General features: G+C 54.0%; 14 protein-coding genes. 8 read left to right on the forward strand and 6 right to left on the reverse strand.

What is annotated here, in order from left to right; genetic code table 11:
* Positions 1-62: 62 nt before the first annotated feature.
* From QA596_00655 to QA596_00665, 3 genes are all read right to left on the reverse strand, one after another.
* The gene (locus QA596_00655; GenBank protein ID MDG5765954.1) at positions 63-761 is read right to left on the reverse strand and encodes a ubiquinone/menaquinone biosynthesis methyltransferase; all 699 of its coding nucleotides are present in this window, start codon (positions 759-761) and stop codon (positions 63-65) included.
* Positions 762-767: 6 nt separating this feature from the next.
* Positions 768-1,424, reverse strand: coding sequence for a hypothetical protein (locus tag QA596_00660; protein MDG5765955.1), 657 nt, complete (start codon positions 1,422-1,424; stop codon positions 768-770).
* 260 nt (positions 1,425-1,684) lie between these two features.
* Positions 1,685-2,386: a ComF family protein gene (locus QA596_00665; GenBank protein ID MDG5765956.1), complete on the reverse strand. Its 702-nt coding sequence runs from the start codon at positions 2,384-2,386 to the stop codon at positions 1,685-1,687.
* Between the two features lie 484 nt (positions 2,387-2,870).
* On the opposite strand from QA596_00665, the gene QA596_00670 reads away from it, so the two are divergent.
* From QA596_00670 to mtnA, 6 genes are all read left to right on the forward strand, one after another.
* Positions 2,871-4,196, forward strand: a complete 1,326-nt coding sequence (locus QA596_00670) for a helix-turn-helix domain-containing protein (protein MDG5765957.1) — start codon at positions 2,871-2,873, stop codon at positions 4,194-4,196.
* A 334-nt stretch (positions 4,197-4,530) separates the two neighbouring features.
* Positions 4,531-6,525, forward strand: coding sequence for an NAD-dependent DNA ligase LigA (ligA, locus tag QA596_00675; protein ID MDG5765958.1), 1,995 nt, complete (start codon positions 4,531-4,533; stop codon positions 6,523-6,525).
* Between the two features lie 135 nt (positions 6,526-6,660).
* A complete protein-coding gene (locus tag QA596_00680) occupies positions 6,661-7,017 on the forward strand; it encodes an STAS domain-containing protein (protein ID MDG5765959.1) in 357 nt (118 codons plus the stop codon).
* Positions 7,018-7,094: 77 nt separating this feature from the next.
* Positions 7,095-9,518 (forward strand): HDIG domain-containing protein, encoded by a 2,424-nt coding sequence (locus QA596_00685; GenBank protein ID MDG5765960.1) that lies wholly within the window; start codon positions 7,095-7,097, stop codon positions 9,516-9,518.
* Between the two features lies 1 nt (position 9,519).
* Positions 9,520-10,425, forward strand: coding sequence for a site-specific tyrosine recombinase XerD (gene xerD / locus QA596_00690; GenBank protein MDG5765961.1), 906 nt, complete (start codon positions 9,520-9,522; stop codon positions 10,423-10,425).
* Entirely contained in the window at positions 10,422-11,489 is a 1,068-nt protein-coding gene (gene mtnA, locus QA596_00695; protein ID MDG5765962.1) for an S-methyl-5-thioribose-1-phosphate isomerase, read from the forward strand. The genes xerD and mtnA overlap by 4 nt, the downstream gene beginning before the upstream one ends.
* Positions 11,490-11,498: 9 nt before the next feature.
* Here the strand turns inward: mtnA and QA596_00700 are convergent, their stop codons facing one another.
* Together QA596_00700 and pfp are read right to left on the reverse strand one after the other, a co-directional pair.
* Positions 11,499-12,170: an L-threonylcarbamoyladenylate synthase gene (locus QA596_00700; protein MDG5765963.1), complete on the reverse strand. Its 672-nt coding sequence runs from the start codon at positions 12,168-12,170 to the stop codon at positions 11,499-11,501.
* A gap of 354 nt (positions 12,171-12,524) precedes the next feature.
* The gene (pfp, locus tag QA596_00705) at positions 12,525-13,829 is read right to left on the reverse strand and encodes a diphosphate--fructose-6-phosphate 1-phosphotransferase (protein ID MDG5765964.1); all 1,305 of its coding nucleotides are present in this window, start codon (positions 13,827-13,829) and stop codon (positions 12,525-12,527) included.
* 224 nt (positions 13,830-14,053) lie between these two features.
* Between pfp and QA596_00710 the strand changes: the two genes are divergently transcribed.
* Complete coding sequence (locus QA596_00710; GenBank protein MDG5765965.1) at positions 14,054-14,764, forward strand: metal-dependent hydrolase; 711 nt, start codon at positions 14,054-14,056, stop codon at positions 14,762-14,764.
* A 73-nt stretch (positions 14,765-14,837) separates the two neighbouring features.
* Here QA596_00710 and QA596_00715 read toward each other — a convergent pair whose 3' ends face one another.
* The gene (locus QA596_00715) at positions 14,838-15,284 is read right to left on the reverse strand and encodes a DUF420 domain-containing protein (protein MDG5765966.1); all 447 of its coding nucleotides are present in this window, start codon (positions 15,282-15,284) and stop codon (positions 14,838-14,840) included.
* A 333-nt stretch (positions 15,285-15,617) separates the two neighbouring features.
* On the opposite strand from QA596_00715, the gene QA596_00720 reads away from it, so the two are divergent.
* Complete coding sequence (locus tag QA596_00720) at positions 15,618-16,265, forward strand: cytochrome c3 family protein (GenBank protein ID MDG5765967.1); 648 nt, start codon at positions 15,618-15,620, stop codon at positions 16,263-16,265.
* The last annotated feature ends 24 nt before the right edge of the window (positions 16,266-16,289 follow it).

A 16,289-nucleotide genomic window follows, 5' to 3' on the forward strand; every position in this document is an offset into this window, starting at 1 on the left:
AGTAGTGGCAAGGATACCAAATCCGCTTGCCGTCGGGTAAGGAATCCGCGAAATGTGATGTATCATACCATTCCGTGAACCGTACCGCCGTAAATATAGGCAATCCCATGCATTAATGGGGTACTTTCCACTTTGGAAAACCGGCTGGTACGTTTCATCACATCGACAAACCGATCGCCGGCCGGAAAAGCTGCGCTGGTTTCAGGCAGATAGCGATACGCCTCCCTGTTACCGCTCAGAAGGCCTCCCAGAAAGGGGATCACATACCTGCTGTGCCAGCGGTAGGGGTACTTGATGATACCGACAGGCTGGCCGAATTCCAGTACCATCACCTTCCCGCCCGGTTTGACCACTCTCGCCATTTCCGATAATGCAGTCACGGGTTCGTCCACATTTCGAATGCCAAAGGCAATACTGCTAATGTCGAACTCTGCGTCTTCATAGGGAAGATTCATGGCATCCGCCACTTCCCACCGAATGCTCATTCCCTTTTTCTCCGATTTTACAGGTGCTTTTTGGAGCATCTCGGCGGCAAAGTCGGTACCCGTAACCGAACCGCTTTTGCCCACCGCTCCCTTGAACTCGATAGCAAGGTCACCGGTACCGGTAGCACAATCCAGCACCTTCATTCCTTCGGACGCTCCGCTGACTCCAACCGTCTTCTTTCTCCAGCGGTGATGGATTCCCAGCGACAGGACGGAATTGATCAGATCATATCGATCCGAAATGGATGCGAACATTCGTCGCACTTCTTCGCTCATATCCGGCTATTTCCTCTTCTTTCTATATTTTTTTATCACTTCTTTCTGCTGTCTGATGAGTGACAGGATTTCTTTCTCCATCGCATCCACTTCCTTCACGGGAATATCTTCGCGGATGGCGTATTTCAGGATAATCATTTTCAGGACACGGTCATTCAGCAGCAATCTGCCCTGCTTCATTTTGGAGTACAGCCACTCCACCAGCCACCGGAACAATCCGAATTTGAGTATGCAGAAAAAGACGATGCCTACGACTACCGAAAGATATTGGCCTGTAATGCCCATCCAGCTCAATACCACTATGGAGATGAGCACAACAACCAGCTCCTTGTCCACGATCGACAGGACGCTGGTGAGTGGCAGGCTTAAAAAGCTGCTCTTGTTGACATGCCAGACCGGAACAAACAGTGCAGTGGCGATTGCGGCAACAACCGGACCCTGAGAATAGAGCAGCATCATGAACAGAATGATGCCGATATTGTCGGCACTTCTGATCCAGATTTCCGCCTTCTTTATGAGCCTGGCAAGGGGCTGTTTCTTTAGCAACCCCGGGGCGTAAGTTTCCAGTGCCTGCTTTGTTATGTGAAACCAGTTACCTGCCGAGGTAAAGATGCCACGCGGCGTTTCAATATAATGGGCGTCGTTCGGGTGGGTAGGGCTCATGCATTATCGTAGATAATCGGGATAGCTCACAGAACTGTAATTTATTGCTATCCGTTCAAAACCCCAAACGTTCCTACCGGAGGAATTGCCCCGCTCTCTATGTGAACCAGCACATCGGAAACTGCAATGAGTATTATCGGGGTGCTGTATCAGAAAAAAACGGCGTCTTGCTTCGTTCCCGGACAGGTTTCCCAGACTTGAAGAAGCAAGATGACAATGACTGCTACAGCGATCCATTTTGCAAGAATCCGTCTATAATTTCACGCACGTGCGACCGTCGCAATGCCAACCGCTTTGGCATCCTGCCGTATCTCCTGCGCCAGTGCCATCACGGTAGCACCGGTTGTAATCACATCATCAATCAGTAGCACCCTCTCGTCTCGAATACGTCCGGGGTCTTCCAGGCGAAATGCTCCATCCAGATTTTTCCGCCTTTTTTGCGCGTTCAAACCGGTTTGTGTTCGCGTTTTTTTGACCCTTTTCATCACGTTCCCGTTGAGAACCTCCGAACCGGTGACCCCGGCGGCACCTTCGGCAATCAGCTCCGCCTGGTTGTACCCTCTCTTGCGCTGCCTGGCCGGATGAAGCGGCACCGGAAGAAGCTTCACCCCGGCAACGGGTATCAGCAGGGAGTTGGCCAGCAGCGTGTTACCGAGGCTCCTTCCAAGAGCCCGGCCCAGCGCTGCTAGTCCGCCGTACTTGAGCTGATGCAGTACGTCCTGCAGATATCCCCCCTTATCAAATTCCCACAACGACTCCTGAACGACGATCCAGTCCGGGAGAATAAATCCTGCTTCCGATTCCATTCCGCCCCGGTCGGACCGGACAAACGCATGGTCCCTGCAATAGTGGCACAGATGAGCCCCATTCTGCATCCGGTCTCCACACACCAGACAGGTAACCGGATAGAGTAGGTCCAGTATGTCATTTAACACACGGGTCGCGGGGCGGAGTTTGTTCAAGGCCTGTTTGTACATTTGGAAACACGCTTTTGTCTAAAGGTTCATTAGGTACGCATCTCAGAACCGGCCGGCAAATGGAGCTACCCTTTGTTATACAGAGCCACCGGTACACTCAAGGTGCAGACTATTAACGCCCATCATATTGTCATGTACAGAAGCTATGCTCTGTTATACAGAGCCACCGTCACGGCAATCCTTACTCCGCGACAATGTCCCGTTCCGTGCTTTTTGGTGGCTCGATATTTCACAGGCAACCGGAATGCCGTCCGTAAACGGATCACGGCAAAACATGCTGGCACATCCGTCAGCAGCCCGGAATGCAGAAGCTCTTGCATCAGCCAGTCAAAAAAGTTAAAAACGCGTCAACATACTTCAGAAATGGATCGAAATTTATATGCATGAAGAAATAAAAAAGCTTTATTATGCAATGATTTTCCCCCTTTGATTTTTTTTGAGAACGGAATCATAACCCCAAGCCATTAATATGTCCAAGCTTTCAGAAGATATGGTTTTGATCCGCAAGGAGAAGCGGCTGAGCAAACAGGATGTGTTCAACAAGTGCCGCGTCCCCCTCGAGACCATCTACGCCATTGAAGACGGGTCCTTATTCAGTGATAAAAACAGGAATAAAACCTACTTGCGCAGCTATGTGCGTACCTATGCCAAAGCCATAGGGATTCGTGATGAGGATATCACTCGCGCCCTTGATCAGCTCGAAACAGATCATTACGATGGTTTCCTGGTGAAGAAATACCAGGAAACAGCAAAGGGCGCCTCAAAAGAGACTCCGCATAGCGAAGAAAAAGCCCCGGAACAAATTACGGACAGCAGCGACGAATCGGCACCGTCTGATAAAAGCGATGAGAGGAGCGGATCTGATCAGGAGAAAGTCGAACGGTCTGCCCGCATCACACCGCAAAGCCAGGAAAAAACCATCGAGGATGTGGAGTGGGAAGATCAAAGCCTCAAAGCTCCACCGTCCACTTCCAGTTCCGGTTACGCTGACCGCACAGGCAGGCCGAAGGCTTCCGGTACCGCAGCTGCACCGGATCAGCCGAATATGGAGCAAATCGACTGGGCGTTAAAAGTCAAGCAGGCGGTCTACCGTCCGCAGCGAAACCGGCTGCTTTGGGTGATTATCGCTATTCTGATAGCTCTCGGCATCGCCGTTTCATCGGTGTACTGGTTTTGGCAAAATGACGACCCGCAAATTGCCTATGACATTTCTGTCGAAGAAGTTACACCGGTAGATCCGGCTCAGCCGATGGCGGATGATCCCGTGGACTCTGCGCTGGATCCGGAAAGCGGACAGCCGGCACCGGCCGATGTCATCGAAACCGGCGAGACGCCTGTCGCCCCGGAAGAGGTCGCGGAACAGGCCGTTGATCTGCCCGGGGAACCGGCACCGGACGAGGAAATGGGACCTGCATCTTGGCAAATCTCATCTACAGACACCTTGTTCGTACTCGCTTATGCGCTTCATGGCAATCTGGAGCCGGTGCGTGTCCGATCAGACGTTTTTGCAACTGATGAATCGGCTCTTCGCCCCTACTGGGTCGAACATCAGGAGGCCATGCGATTTGAGTTTGTCAACGAAATCGTGCTTCAGGGTGCCCTATCCCGTATGGCTCTGATTGTCAACGGCCATGTGATTGACGATTTCAACCAGTTGTACATGGACGGCCCCCGCATCCGTCTTACCCGTGATTTTCTGGTGGACAGGGAGATCCTGGACGAGCCACCCCAAACTCCATTTGAAGAAGTTCCGTTTCCAAGAGCCATACGTGACCGTCCAAGGTTCACTCCCTGATTGCTCCGCATTTCAGATTCTTTATCCGGCCTTCCGGACCATGAATCCGCTGCCCTGTTCACAAAGCGCCTTCCATACCATGCATCCACTGCCCTGTTCAGAAGGCGCTGCCCGGTCAGGCTCTGGCAGCCCGGTTTTCAGCGGATACTTTCCACCGTTTCCCAAGCTTCCGATTCCGTCTTATCTTGCATTGCCGGATCGGCGAAACGGCACCATGCGCCGGCGTGTTTTTTGATTTCCATCCAGGCCGCGGTTTAAAACGGCAACGGCCCTGCGGCTTTGCGGCCCTGCACCCCGCTGAAATCCCAACAATATGTATCTATCGCTGTGAGTCATGAATGAAGAGCAAGCAAAACGACAGGTCCAGGTGCTTCGGGACGAACTCAATCGTGCCAATGACGCCTACTATCAGGAAGCCGCCCCCCTGATGTCTGACCGGGAGTATGACGATAAGATCGAGGAGTTGCGAAGTCTGGAACAGCAATTCGGACTCCAGTCCGATGACTCCCCGACCATGCGTGTTGGTGGGGAGCCGTCAAAGTCCTTTCCGACAGTCCGCCACCCGGTACCCATGCTCAGCCTCTCCAACACCTACAGCGAAGAGGAACTGGATCTGTTCGACCGCAGGGTTGCAAATCTTCTGGGCCATCAGAACCACAGCTACATGGCCGAATTGAAGTATGACGGCATGGCGATCCGGCTGCGATACGAAAACGGGGCCCTGGTACTGGGAGCTACACGTGGTGACGGGGTACAGGGCGACGACATCACCGCGAACATACGCACCATCCGCGATATTCCACTCAACCTCGAGGGAGAGCTCCCGGAAACGCTGGAAGTCAGAGGCGAAGCTTACATGGAGCGGGACGCATTCGCCAGGCTGAACGCCGCCAGGTCGGAGAACGGTGAAACGGTTTTCGCCAATCCCAGAAACGCAACCGCGGGTACGCTCAAACTGCAGAACCCGGGAATTGTATCCCGAAGGCCGATCCGCATGTTCGCCTACGACCTGTTGCTGGATGATGAGGCGGATCAACAAACCCAGCAGGAAAAACTGAATCAGCTGGAATCGCTCGGATTCCGGGTCTGCTCACACCGAAAGCACTGCAACAGTATTGCCGAAGTCCATAAAGTGATTGCCGGCTGGGAACCCATCCGAAAAGACCTCCCCTACGAAACCGATGGAGTGGTAGTCAAGGTCAATGAAGAACGCTATCGGGAAATCCTGGGTCAAACCGCCAAGGCGCCACGCTGGGCCATCGCATACAAATTTGAGGCGGAGCAGGCTGTGAGCACCATACTCGGTATCACGCTGCAGGTGGGGCGGCTCGGGACCATCACACCGGTAGCGGAGCTCGAGCCGGTGCAACTGGCCGGCACAACGGTAAAGCGTGCGACTCTGCACAACGAGGACGAAATCCGCCGCAAGGATATCCGGGCCGGTGATCAGGTGATGGTCGAAAAAGCCGGTGATATCATCCCTCAGGTAGTAAGTGTAGTCAACCGGGACAGTTCCCGTCGCGGGGATCCATTCGACATGCCGGAAGAATGTCCGGCGTGTGGTGCCGAACTTGTAAAACTGCCCGGAGAAGTCGCGTGGCGCTGCACCAACAACCAGTGTCCACCGCAGGTTAGGAGCCGCCTGGAGCACTTCTGTTCACGAGACGCCATGGACATCGACGGGATGGGTGAGGCAGTGGTGGATCAGCTCGTGACCAACGGTCTGGTAACCACCTTCCCCGACCTCTACCGTCTTGAAAAGGAGGACCTACTGCCGCTCGAGCGGATGGCCGAAAAAAGTGCCGGAAACCTCATTGCTGCCATCGACAAAAGCCGGGAACAACCTTTCGAAAAAGTGCTTTACGCACTGGGAATCCGCTATGTGGGAATTACGGTAGCTCGTGACCTGGCCCGTGCTTATCCCGACATCCACGCCCTGGCCGAAGCCGGTGAAGAGGAACTTTGCGCCATCGACTCCATCGGACCCAGAATTGCCGGGTCGGTGCGCACCTTTTTTCAGGAGCCGGAAAACCGAAAAATGATTCTGGAGCTGGAGTCTCTCGGCCTGCAATTGCAATCAGACGAGCAGGCAAGGGAGTCGGACAGTCTGCAGGACAAAACGTTTGTACTTACCGGCACCCTGCCGTCGCTTAAACGCAGCGAAGCCCGCGAACAGATCGAAAAACATGGCGGGAAGGTCACTTCGTCGGTCAGCAAGAAAACCGATTATGTACTTGCGGGAGAAGAGGCCGGCAGCAAACTCGACAAAGCCCGCAAACTCGGAATCACCATTCTGGACGAAGACACTTTTTTAAAGATGATTAAGTGAGCGGATTTCTTATTTTAGATTTCCAATTATTATCGTACCGGCATTCCTGAGACAGGGCCTAACAGGTGCCGGAGCTGCACCGTCAGGCACGACAAACAATCCAAAATCGCTCTCGAAACAGAGAATACAGAACCCATGAAATTCGAAATTCAAACTGAAAACGACTATTCCATAATGAGTTTGAAGTCGGAGCGGCTCGACAGCAAGGTGGCCCCCGGACTCAAGAGCCAGTTCATTGTATTGGCCAACACCAGCGATTCCGGGCATCTAATCCTCGACCTGGGCGCATTGACGTTCGCGGATTCCAGCGGCCTCGGTGCGCTCCTGCTGGCACAGCGCCTCTACCGCGACCTCGACCGTAACCTGGTGCTTTGCAACGTTCCGGAACGCATACACAAGCTTCTTTCAATTTCACAGCTGGATAATGCCTTTACCATTGCCGACGATGTGGCCGACGGTATCTCGCTTGCAGCGGCCGAAAGCGGCAAATAGTCTGGCCGGGACCGTCCCGGACTGCTGCATTCCGGCTCACATCCGCACGAAGGGATGATTCCACTTGATATCTCATTATGAGCATATTAGAAAAACTGGGGCTCCAACGGAAACGAAAGGCGTATGTTCCTTTCACCACGGAGAAGATGAAAAAAGAGAAAGCTCCGGGGCTCTTCAGCAAGAATAATATCCTCATGCTGCTGATGAGCATTGCTTTTCTGGTGATCATCATTGCCCTGTACCCGAGGTCACCGGTCCAGGATATGGCCTATACCATCGGGGAACCCTGGCGCGATGACGACCTCACCGCTCCGTTTACCTTCAGCCTGATGAAGGACGATTCCGAAATCCAGGCTGAGATTAACTCCATCCGTGAGACCACCCCGCCCGTCTTCCTGGTCGAAGAGCATGTCAGTGAACGCGCAATCAGCATGCTGGACACCTTGTTTTACCGGCTGGATCACGTCCTCGACACCTATCTCTCCTGGCAACACGCAATTTGGTTGGAGGATCAGGAGGCGGCGGAATCGGACAGCCTGGCTTATCACCTGGCGCTGCGTCAATCCGGCATCAGCCTGGATGATGAAGCCTGGACAACACTGCAAAACCATATCATCGATCTTCATGCCGTCAACGACGAGCAGTTGCACCGGTACAGCGGCCTTGCCGACGGGGCGTTGCATAACGACCTCAGGATACACTTCAGACAACTCTACAACAACGGGATCATCGATCGCCCCAGAGAAGAGTTCTCGAGCCGTGACATCATCATCCGGAACGTGCGCACGCGAACCGAAAGAGAGGCAAGGCTGGAGCATGTGAGAAGTCCGGGGGAAGCCCGCGAATACCTGCGCACACGTCTCTCCGACCGGCACGCTCCCGGTATACTGCGGGCGGCTTTGCAGATCGCCAACCAGGTGCTGGATCCCAGTCTCAGGTTCAGCGAACAGGAAACCGAAGCGTTGATCCAGGACCGTATCGATGCCATCTCACCGACAAAGGGGGCGGTCAGCGAGGGCCAGGTGATCATCCGCCGCGGCGACATCATCACCCCGGAACGCCACGACATGATCCAGAGCCTGCTGCTGGCAAGGGCCGAACGCACCGGTGATATCGACCTTTGGAAACAGTATATCGGGGAAACCATGCTGGTCGTCGCCGTCTTCCTGATTTTCTTTTTCTACATCTACCTGTACCGGCGTCAGATTTTTGACCAGAACGCCATGATGTTGCTGGTGTTTCTGAGTATCGTTCTGACTTACGGGGTCGGCGCGGTGGTGGCCAGAATGGATGACATCTCCCCCTATATTGTGCCTTTTGCCATCTCCCCGATCCTGCTCACCATCATTTTCGACTCCCGGGTGGGGATCATGACCACCTCGCTCATAGCGCTGATGGCCGGACTGATGTTCGGGAACAGTTTTGAATTTGTCGTCGCTACCGTTACCGCATGCAGCATCGGAGTTTATTCGGTACGGGATATCAAGGACCGAAGCCAGTTTTATCTGACAACCCCCGCGCTGATCTATTTCACGTACGCGTTCGTGCTTTTCGGCTTTACACTGACGAAAGTGGGGGGGTGGAGCGCCTACCTCGATAACCTGACATTCCTGCTCGGAAATGTGGTCGGGATCTGGCTCACCTATCCGCTGATCCTGCTGATCGAGAAGGCGTTCCGCATCACCACCGATGTCACCCTGCTCGAACTGAGCGACACCAATCAGCCGATTCTGAAAAAACTGATGCTTGAAGCTCCGGGCAGCTTTCACCACAGCCTGCAGGTAGCCAACCTGGCCGAAGCTGCTGCTACCGGCATCGGCGCCAATTCGCTTCTGGCACGCGTCGGGGCACTATATCACGATATCGGTAAGCTCGAAAAGCCGCAGTATTTCGTTGAAAACCAGCAGTCGCGGAATGCCCATGACAAGCTCAAGCCCCGGATGAGCGCGCTCATCATAAAAAATCATGTGGATGTCGGATGCAAGATGGCCGAGGAGATTGAACTGCCGGCCGTCATTACCGATTTCATACGGACCCACCACGGCACCTCGCTGATCAAATTCTTTTATGAGAAAGCGATAAACGAGTCGGACAACGAACAGGAAATCCGGGAGGAGGACTTCCGGTACGACGGTCCGCTGCCCAACAGCAAGGAGACCGGCATATTGCTGCTTGCCGACGGGGTGGAAGCCGCGTCACGGTCGATGTCGGACCACTCCTATCCCAAACTGGAAAACCTGGTGAACCGCCTGGTAGACGATCGCCTGGCCGAAGGTCAGCTTAATGACTGCGCCCTTACGCTTAAAGACCTGAACATCATCAAGGAGGTTTTTCATCGTATACTGCAGGGGATGTATCACGGTAGAGTGAAATACCCCGGCCAGGAAGAGCAGGAGCGCAAAGCATCGGACACCGAAATACCACCCTCCCCGGGCGGTGACGATGCCCCGCAACCCCCGGATGCCGGCTCCGGTGCCGGCGGCAGGAAAGGAGATGGTTAGCATGGGATATTTTGACCGGGAACGCGAGCAGTACCTCTATTTTCTAAAGCTCGAAAAAGGCCTCTCCGATAATTCTCTTGCGGCGTATAGCAACGACCTGCGCCGCTATTTGTCGTTCATCGGGCGCGATATCGGCCTTCAGGAACTGGCCGGCATCACCCTTGATCATATTGAGAAATATCTGGAAGAGCTTATGGCCTTGAACCTTGCCGTAAGTTCGCTCTCCAGGAACATCTCGTCCATTCGTGGATTCCATCAGTTTGCGGTGATGGAGCGGTGGAGCCCCGCCAATCCCGCCGAGCTGGTTGAGCTGCCGCGCAAGAACCGGAAACTGCCGGATGTTCTTGACCAGGAGGAGGTCGCCGCGCTGCTGGAAGCGCCGGACCGCACCGATGTGCTTGGAATGAGAGACGCCGCAATTCTCGAGTTAATGTACGCCACCGGAATCCGGGCCAGTGAAACCATCAACCTTGAAAACGAACAGCTGGTCAGTGAGCTTCAACTGCTCCGTGTTATCGGCAAGGGAAACAGGGAGCGGATGGTTCCCGTTGGGGGGATGGCGCTCCGGGCCATCGCGGAGTACCTGAAAAAAAGCCGCCCCCTCCTGCTGAGAAGCGGCACCGACTCCGGCAATCGCATGTTCCTGAGCTATCGAGGCAAGCCATTGTCACGCATGAGTTTGTGGCATATTGTTACAGGAGCGGCGAAGGAGGCCGGCCTCCGGAAGGCAATCCATCCGCACACCCTGCGCCATTCTTTTGCCACCCATCTGCTCGAGGGGGGCGCCGACCTTCGCGCCGTTCAGGAGATGCTGGGACACGTATCCATTATGACGACCGAAATTTATACTCACATCGACCGTTCATTCCTCGAAGAAGTACACAAAACCTACCATCCCAGGGCATGATGGCACAACAACCTGATTCCACCCCGGTTTTTCAGTCCATTTCATGGACCGGCGACCACCTGCGTATCATCGACCAGACCCTGCTGCCCGGCCGTGAAGCATACCTGGATCTTCAGGATGCCGACGGGGTGCGGGAAGCCATCCGTTCGCTTCGTGTGAGAGGTGCGCCGGCTATCGGCATCGCCGCCGCGTACGGCGTGTATTTGGGTGTTAAAACCTGTGCAGAGGATCCGCCGGAGGTGTTTGAACGCAAACTGGCCGGGGTCTGTGAGTTACTTGCATCTTCGCGGCCGACAGCGGTGAACCTTCAGTGGGCGCTTGACCAGGCGCTCGCCACAGCGCAACGGATGCGGGGCCGACCAGCCGGAGAAATTCTGGAAGCGCTGCTGAATCTGGCGAAAACAATTCACCAGGACGACAAGGCGATATGCGCCGATATCGGAATGAACGGGCAGGATCTGGTTCCCGAGAACGCGCAGATACTGACGCACTGCAACACCGGCAGCCTGGCCACCGGACAATTCGGCACCGCCCTCTCCATCATTTATCACGCCCACATTGGCGGGAAAAACATTCATGTGTGGGTGGATGAAACCCGGCCGCTGCTCCAGGGTAGCCGCCTAACCTCCTGGGAGCTTCAAAAGGCCGGCATCGACCACCACATAATCACCGACTCCATGGCCGGCTGGGTGATGAATCGCCACCGGGTGGATCTGATCGTTGTCGGTACCGACCGTGTCGCTGGAAACGGCGATACCGCCAACAAGATCGGAACCTACAGCCTGGCGGTCCTGGCACGCCATCACAACATCCCGTTTTACGTGGCGGCTCCCCTGTCGTCCATTGACCTGAACACCGCCGCCGGATCGGACATCCCGATTGAAGAACGGTCACCCGCGGAGGTTCGCCAAACAGGCGGATGCCAAACCGCACCAGACGACGCGCCTGTCTACAACCCGGCGTTCGACGTGACACCTCACGAGCTCATCACCGCATTTGTAACGGAAAGGGGAATCATCCGCCCGGATTATTCCCGCAACCTGGCGGCGGCCTTCGAACGGTAATACAGGGCGTCACGCCTCTACCGGTTCGAGGTCACAGATGGCGCACACTTCCAGAAACTTGTCAATGCCTTTGCCGGCGCGGATCACCACCGGCTGCTCATTGGACATGTCGACAATGGTGGAAGCGTCTTCGACAAGCTGCTGTTCATTATCCACAATCAGGTCTATCTGCTTGTCGAACCGCCGGAACAGTTCATGCCGGTTCGTGGTGCCATTGCCGGACGTGCCGTCATAGTCGGGATGGCGGGCGGTTGTGGCAATCAGGGGTTTGCCGAGCTCATCCACCAGACGGGCGCAAATGGGATAGTCGGGCACACGAAACCCGATGGTCTGCCTTTTGGGATTCAGCAGCAGGCGGGGCACCTCCTTGGTGGCGGGCAGCACAAAAGTATAGGGTCCGGGAATGAGGCGTTTGATCGCCTTGAACTGATTGTCCCCGAGCCTGGCGAACTGGGAGATACCGCTGAGCGAATCACAAATCAGAGTAAGCAGGTGGTCCTTTTTAAGCTGGCGTATCTGGCGGATCCGTTCGATGCCTTTCTTGTTGGTATAGCTGCAGGCCAGCGCGTACTGGGTGTCTGTCGGAAGCAGGATGATTTCATCGTTGTGAAGACGATCCGTGATATCAAAAATTCTTTTTTGATGCGGAGTTACGGGATGAAGTTTGATTTTTTCTGCCATTATGCCTCCCTGTTACGTGTGGGTAATTGGAAACATCAGAGTCTGTCCAGCGCCTGTATGCGGCCACCTCGGAAAATCCACAAAGATGTGTGTTTGCACGACGGCACGACATCCGGTCACAGGCAGGACTTGTTCTGTTCTCTATTCTGAAACATGGCCTGATGTGTGAATCATTCGGCTACTGCTACATTAACAAAAAAAAACGTGACGGGCAGTAAAAAACACTGCCGCATCACGTTTTTAAATGCCCATTTATTTCCAGGACACGATCCGGAAGGCGGCCGGAGCGTATCGGAGCCGGTGAACACATCCCGCCTAAGCGGCTGCCGCACACCGGGCCGGAACAATGAATTATCAGGAAGACGGGAAATTGACACGAATGCTTTCGCTCACTTCGTCTGTTTCCGCCTCATACTGGGTCACGCCTTCAAACTCCTTCTTAAAGGCTTCCGGAGACATTCCACAAATCTCTCCATACGTTTTCAGGGCATCTGCATCGCTGAAGTCGTTGCTGGTGAGTCGAATCATGTACTGATGCGCGATCGCGAACGACATGGAGGAGATATCCACCATACGGATCTTGGTTTTTCCGGTCTTCTTATCCAGGATATCCTTGAAGAACATCGGCACGAAGTGGCCGCCCTGGATGGAAATCATGGCGGCGGTTCCGCCCTTCACGATAAATTCCACGGCAGAGAAACCAAGGTCACGGGTATACTCCATATCAAACGGAATGGGATCGGCGCAACGAAGCTCATAACCGATATCTTTGGAGACGATAGTCGTTTTCAGATTGTAGTCATCCAGGCGCTTTCTCACCGAATTCTTCAGGATTTCACCGAGGTCCAGCTCGGCGAACCGCAGGTTGTCGTGCTCATCACGCTCGAGCTCGGCAAGGCCTTCCAGCTCTTCGGTGCTCAGCCGCTCAACCAGTCCTTCGGCAAGAATCACAACTCCGTTCTCCTGTCCGGCCGCTTTGCGCTTGACCATGGTGCCGATCAGGATGTCGGTAAGTTTCTTCAGGGAAATCACCTCTTCCTTGAACTCTTCGGGAATCAGGGTAAGTGTGGCGCCTGCCGCTTTGCCGATACCGAGAGCCAGGTGACCGGCTTTGCGACCCATGGAGACAACGAAGTACCAGCGGGAGGTGGTGCGGGCATCTTCCATCAGGTTTTTGACAACTTCTACACCGATGTGACGTGCGGTCTGGAAACCGAATGTGGGAATACCGTGGGGAAGATCCAGGTCATTGTCGATGGTCTTGGGCACGTGCACAACGCTGATTTTGCCTTCGGAGGCTTTTTCGAGGGTCATGGCGCTGAATGCCGTATCGTCACCGCCGATGGTAATGAGCTTGTCGACACCCAGCTTGAGCAGGGTGTTGATGGTGTTTTCCAGATGCTCCTTCTTCTTGGTGGGGTTGTCCCTGGCAATTCCGATGAAAGAACCGCCGCGAAGGTGGATACGGCTCACTTTGTCGATCGTCAGGTGTTCGATGTGCGAAGTATCTCCCCGCATGACCCATTTAAATCCGTCGATGAGTCCGAGTACCTCGTAACCATGTTGGATGGCACGAATGGTGGCGGCACCGATTACACTGTTGAGACCGGGTGCCGGTCCGCCGGCACAAAGTATGGCTAATCTTTTGGGTTGTGACATATGTTAGGTCTAATATTTTGTTATGGTTTTTCTGACAGACAGTCCGCTGTCGGCTTACTTAATAAAAATCGTTTGCCATGCAGGCCGGGCCGGCATTTTTTGCAGTTTTTTGAGGCCGTAAGATAGGATTATCTCAGAGCAAACGGTAGCGTTTTTTTTGCTGTTGAATTGAAAAGAACGTCTTTTTTGAGGATGACCATGTACACCAAACAGAGAGGTTTATTATGGCACAGACACGCTGGCTCGGACACTCCACATTCATCGTAACAACCCGCAACGGAAAAACCATTCTTGTAGATCCATTTCTGGACGGCAACCCGACCACCCCGGCGGAATGGAAATCGCCGGATCAGCTGGATGTCATCCTGGTAACCCACGGGCACGACGACCATGCCGCAGATACCCTCACACTGGCCGAAAAAACGGGGGCAAAAGTGGTAACCATCGTTGAACTCTCCCATCTGTTTCAAGAGGACGGACTTTCCGGAGACCAGGCCGTGGAAATGAACAAGGGCGGCACCGTGGATTTCGGTGATTTCAGGGTAACCATGACCAACGCCAATCATTCCAGCTCATGGAAAGGCCGCTATGCCGGCGACCCTGCCGGCTTCATTCTGCATATCGACGACCTGGTGATCTATCACGCGGGCGACACCAACATCATGCCTGATTTCGAACTGTATGGCACCATCTATCAGCCCGATATCGCCATTCTACCGATAGGTGACCACTACACCATGGGGCCGCTTGAGGCCGCGCATGCCTGCCGCATGCTGAAGGCCAAATATGCAGTTCCCATGCATTACGGCACCATGCCGGTGCTTTCAGGAACGCCGGATGAGTTCCAAAAGCTGGTTGAGGAACTGACCGGCAAACAGACCCGGGTGCTGGTTCCCGCCGCCGGTGAAAATTTTCTGGAATCATTGGATCTGTAACGTCTCTTTCGGGGGGAAGTCCCGCGAGTGAAGCATCAGTCCGCGCGCATGTCCATGGCCCCTGTGCGGCGACTCAGGGAAGGTGGTAGAGCTTGTCGTAGCTGCCGGAGAACTCCATCATCAGATAGACGATCACTCCGGTCACCGACACGTACATCCAGATCGGCCAGGTCCATCTGGCGATCTTCTTGTGCCTCTGATAGTCCTTTCGCACGGCGCGGTACATGGTAACCAGAATCATGGGGAGATTCACAATTGCCAGTATAATGTGGGAGATGAGGATGGTAAAATAGACAGGTCGGATCCAGCCGGTCCCGTCGTACCCGACCGATCCCACCTGATAGTGGAAGATGAGGTAGCTTGTCAGAAACAGCGCCGAGACGAAAAAGGCCGACCACATCATGCGCATGTGCGCGGCGATATTTTTCTTCTTGATAAAAATAAAACCGGCGAACAGAAAGAGGGTCGCGATGGTGTTTAGTACGGCGTTGAGCTGCGGAAGGTCTGTCAAAGAAATCATGCTTGGAAAAGATGAACTTGTTGTGGGATAACATGTAACCACGCCAATAATTCCGGGGGGGCTGCCCCTCTGGAATTCAGAACGGCACTCCCGCGGCGCGGAAAACCTAAACTACAAATCTTAAGTTTATATGAAATTAGGTTTTCTTCTTTTTTTGAGACCTGTTTTAACATATATTTATAGCCAAATTGTGTACCTGAGAGGTTGATTATCGAAAACTGCAGCGAGGTGATCCTCCCATCGAGCGTTGTTCCGTCCTGTCGCCGGCAATGATACAGCTGCTTCTTTTTTCGTCCAGCCCTGTTATTTCTCAAATTGCTTAAACGCTGATTTATGGCGCAGATTTTCCCCAAGTGGGTTGACAAAATTCCGAAACGGTTGCAGCTTGCAACCATACTTATTGTCACGGCAATCATTTTCGGTTTCTGGTACTTCGGGTCTCCCGAATATCTGGAAGTGGGATACGCTCCGAACCAACCTATCCCGTACAGCCATAAATTTCATGTCGCGGAACTCGGTATCGACTGCCAGTACTGTCATGGCACGGCATGGGAGTCGGCTATAGCCGCCATTCCATCCACCGAAACATGCATGAATTGCCATGAATACGTGGCACTGGATTCCGATAAACTTGAGCCGCTCAGAGATAGTTGGGAAACCGGCAATCCGGTTGAATGGATTCGCGTGCACGATGTACCGGATCACGCCTACTTCAACCATTCGGCGCACGTGAATGTCGGTATCGGCTGCGCCACCTGTCACGGCCGTGTCGACCGGATGGAAGTGGTTATGAAAACAGAATCCATGAGTATGGGATGGTGTCTGGACTGCCACAACAACCCTGGGCCCAATCTGCGTCCGGTCGAAGAAGTGACCAACATGGCCTGGGAGCCTCCGGATGATCATTACCAGTTTGCCCAGATGATCATTGAAAAGCGCAACATCAACGCGCCCGTGTACTGCAACGCCTGCCACCGGTAGTCCACTGTTTCTGAAGAATCGTAA

This window comes from Balneolales bacterium ANBcel1 (genome assembly GCA_029688905.1).
Classification (GTDB): domain Bacteria; phylum Bacteroidota; class Rhodothermia; order Balneolales; family Natronogracilivirgulaceae; genus SLLW01.

What these genes read in the sequence shown, in the direction of transcription:
- QA596_00655 (MDG5765954.1), bottom strand. Translation starts at nt 761, where the DNA reads ATGAGCGAAGAAGTGCGACGAATGTTCGCATCCATTTCGGATCGATAT.
- QA596_00660 (MDG5765955.1), bottom strand. Translation starts at nt 1,424, where the DNA reads ATGAGCCCTACCCACCCGAACGACGCCCATTATATTGAAACGCCGCGT.
- QA596_00670 (MDG5765957.1), top strand. Translation starts at nt 2,871, where the DNA reads ATGTCCAAGCTTTCAGAAGATATGGTTTTGATCCGCAAGGAGAAGCGG.
- ligA (MDG5765958.1), top strand. Translation starts at nt 4,531, where the DNA reads ATGAATGAAGAGCAAGCAAAACGACAGGTCCAGGTGCTTCGGGACGAA.
- QA596_00680 (MDG5765959.1), top strand. Translation starts at nt 6,661, where the DNA reads ATGAAATTCGAAATTCAAACTGAAAACGACTATTCCATAATGAGTTTG.
- QA596_00685 (MDG5765960.1), top strand. Translation starts at nt 7,095, where the DNA reads ATGAGCATATTAGAAAAACTGGGGCTCCAACGGAAACGAAAGGCGTAT.
- xerD (MDG5765961.1), top strand. Translation starts at nt 9,520, where the DNA reads ATGGGATATTTTGACCGGGAACGCGAGCAGTACCTCTATTTTCTAAAG.
- mtnA (MDG5765962.1), top strand. Translation starts at nt 10,422, where the DNA reads ATGATGGCACAACAACCTGATTCCACCCCGGTTTTTCAGTCCATTTCA.
- QA596_00700 (MDG5765963.1), bottom strand. Translation starts at nt 12,170, where the DNA reads ATGGCAGAAAAAATCAAACTTCATCCCGTAACTCCGCATCAAAAAAGA.
- pfp (MDG5765964.1), bottom strand. Translation starts at nt 13,829, where the DNA reads ATGTCACAACCCAAAAGATTAGCCATACTTTGTGCCGGCGGACCGGCA.
- QA596_00710 (MDG5765965.1), top strand. Translation starts at nt 14,054, where the DNA reads ATGGCACAGACACGCTGGCTCGGACACTCCACATTCATCGTAACAACC.
- QA596_00715 (MDG5765966.1), bottom strand. Translation starts at nt 15,284, where the DNA reads ATGATTTCTTTGACAGACCTTCCGCAGCTCAACGCCGTACTAAACACC.
- QA596_00720 (MDG5765967.1), top strand. Translation starts at nt 15,618, where the DNA reads ATGGCGCAGATTTTCCCCAAGTGGGTTGACAAAATTCCGAAACGGTTG.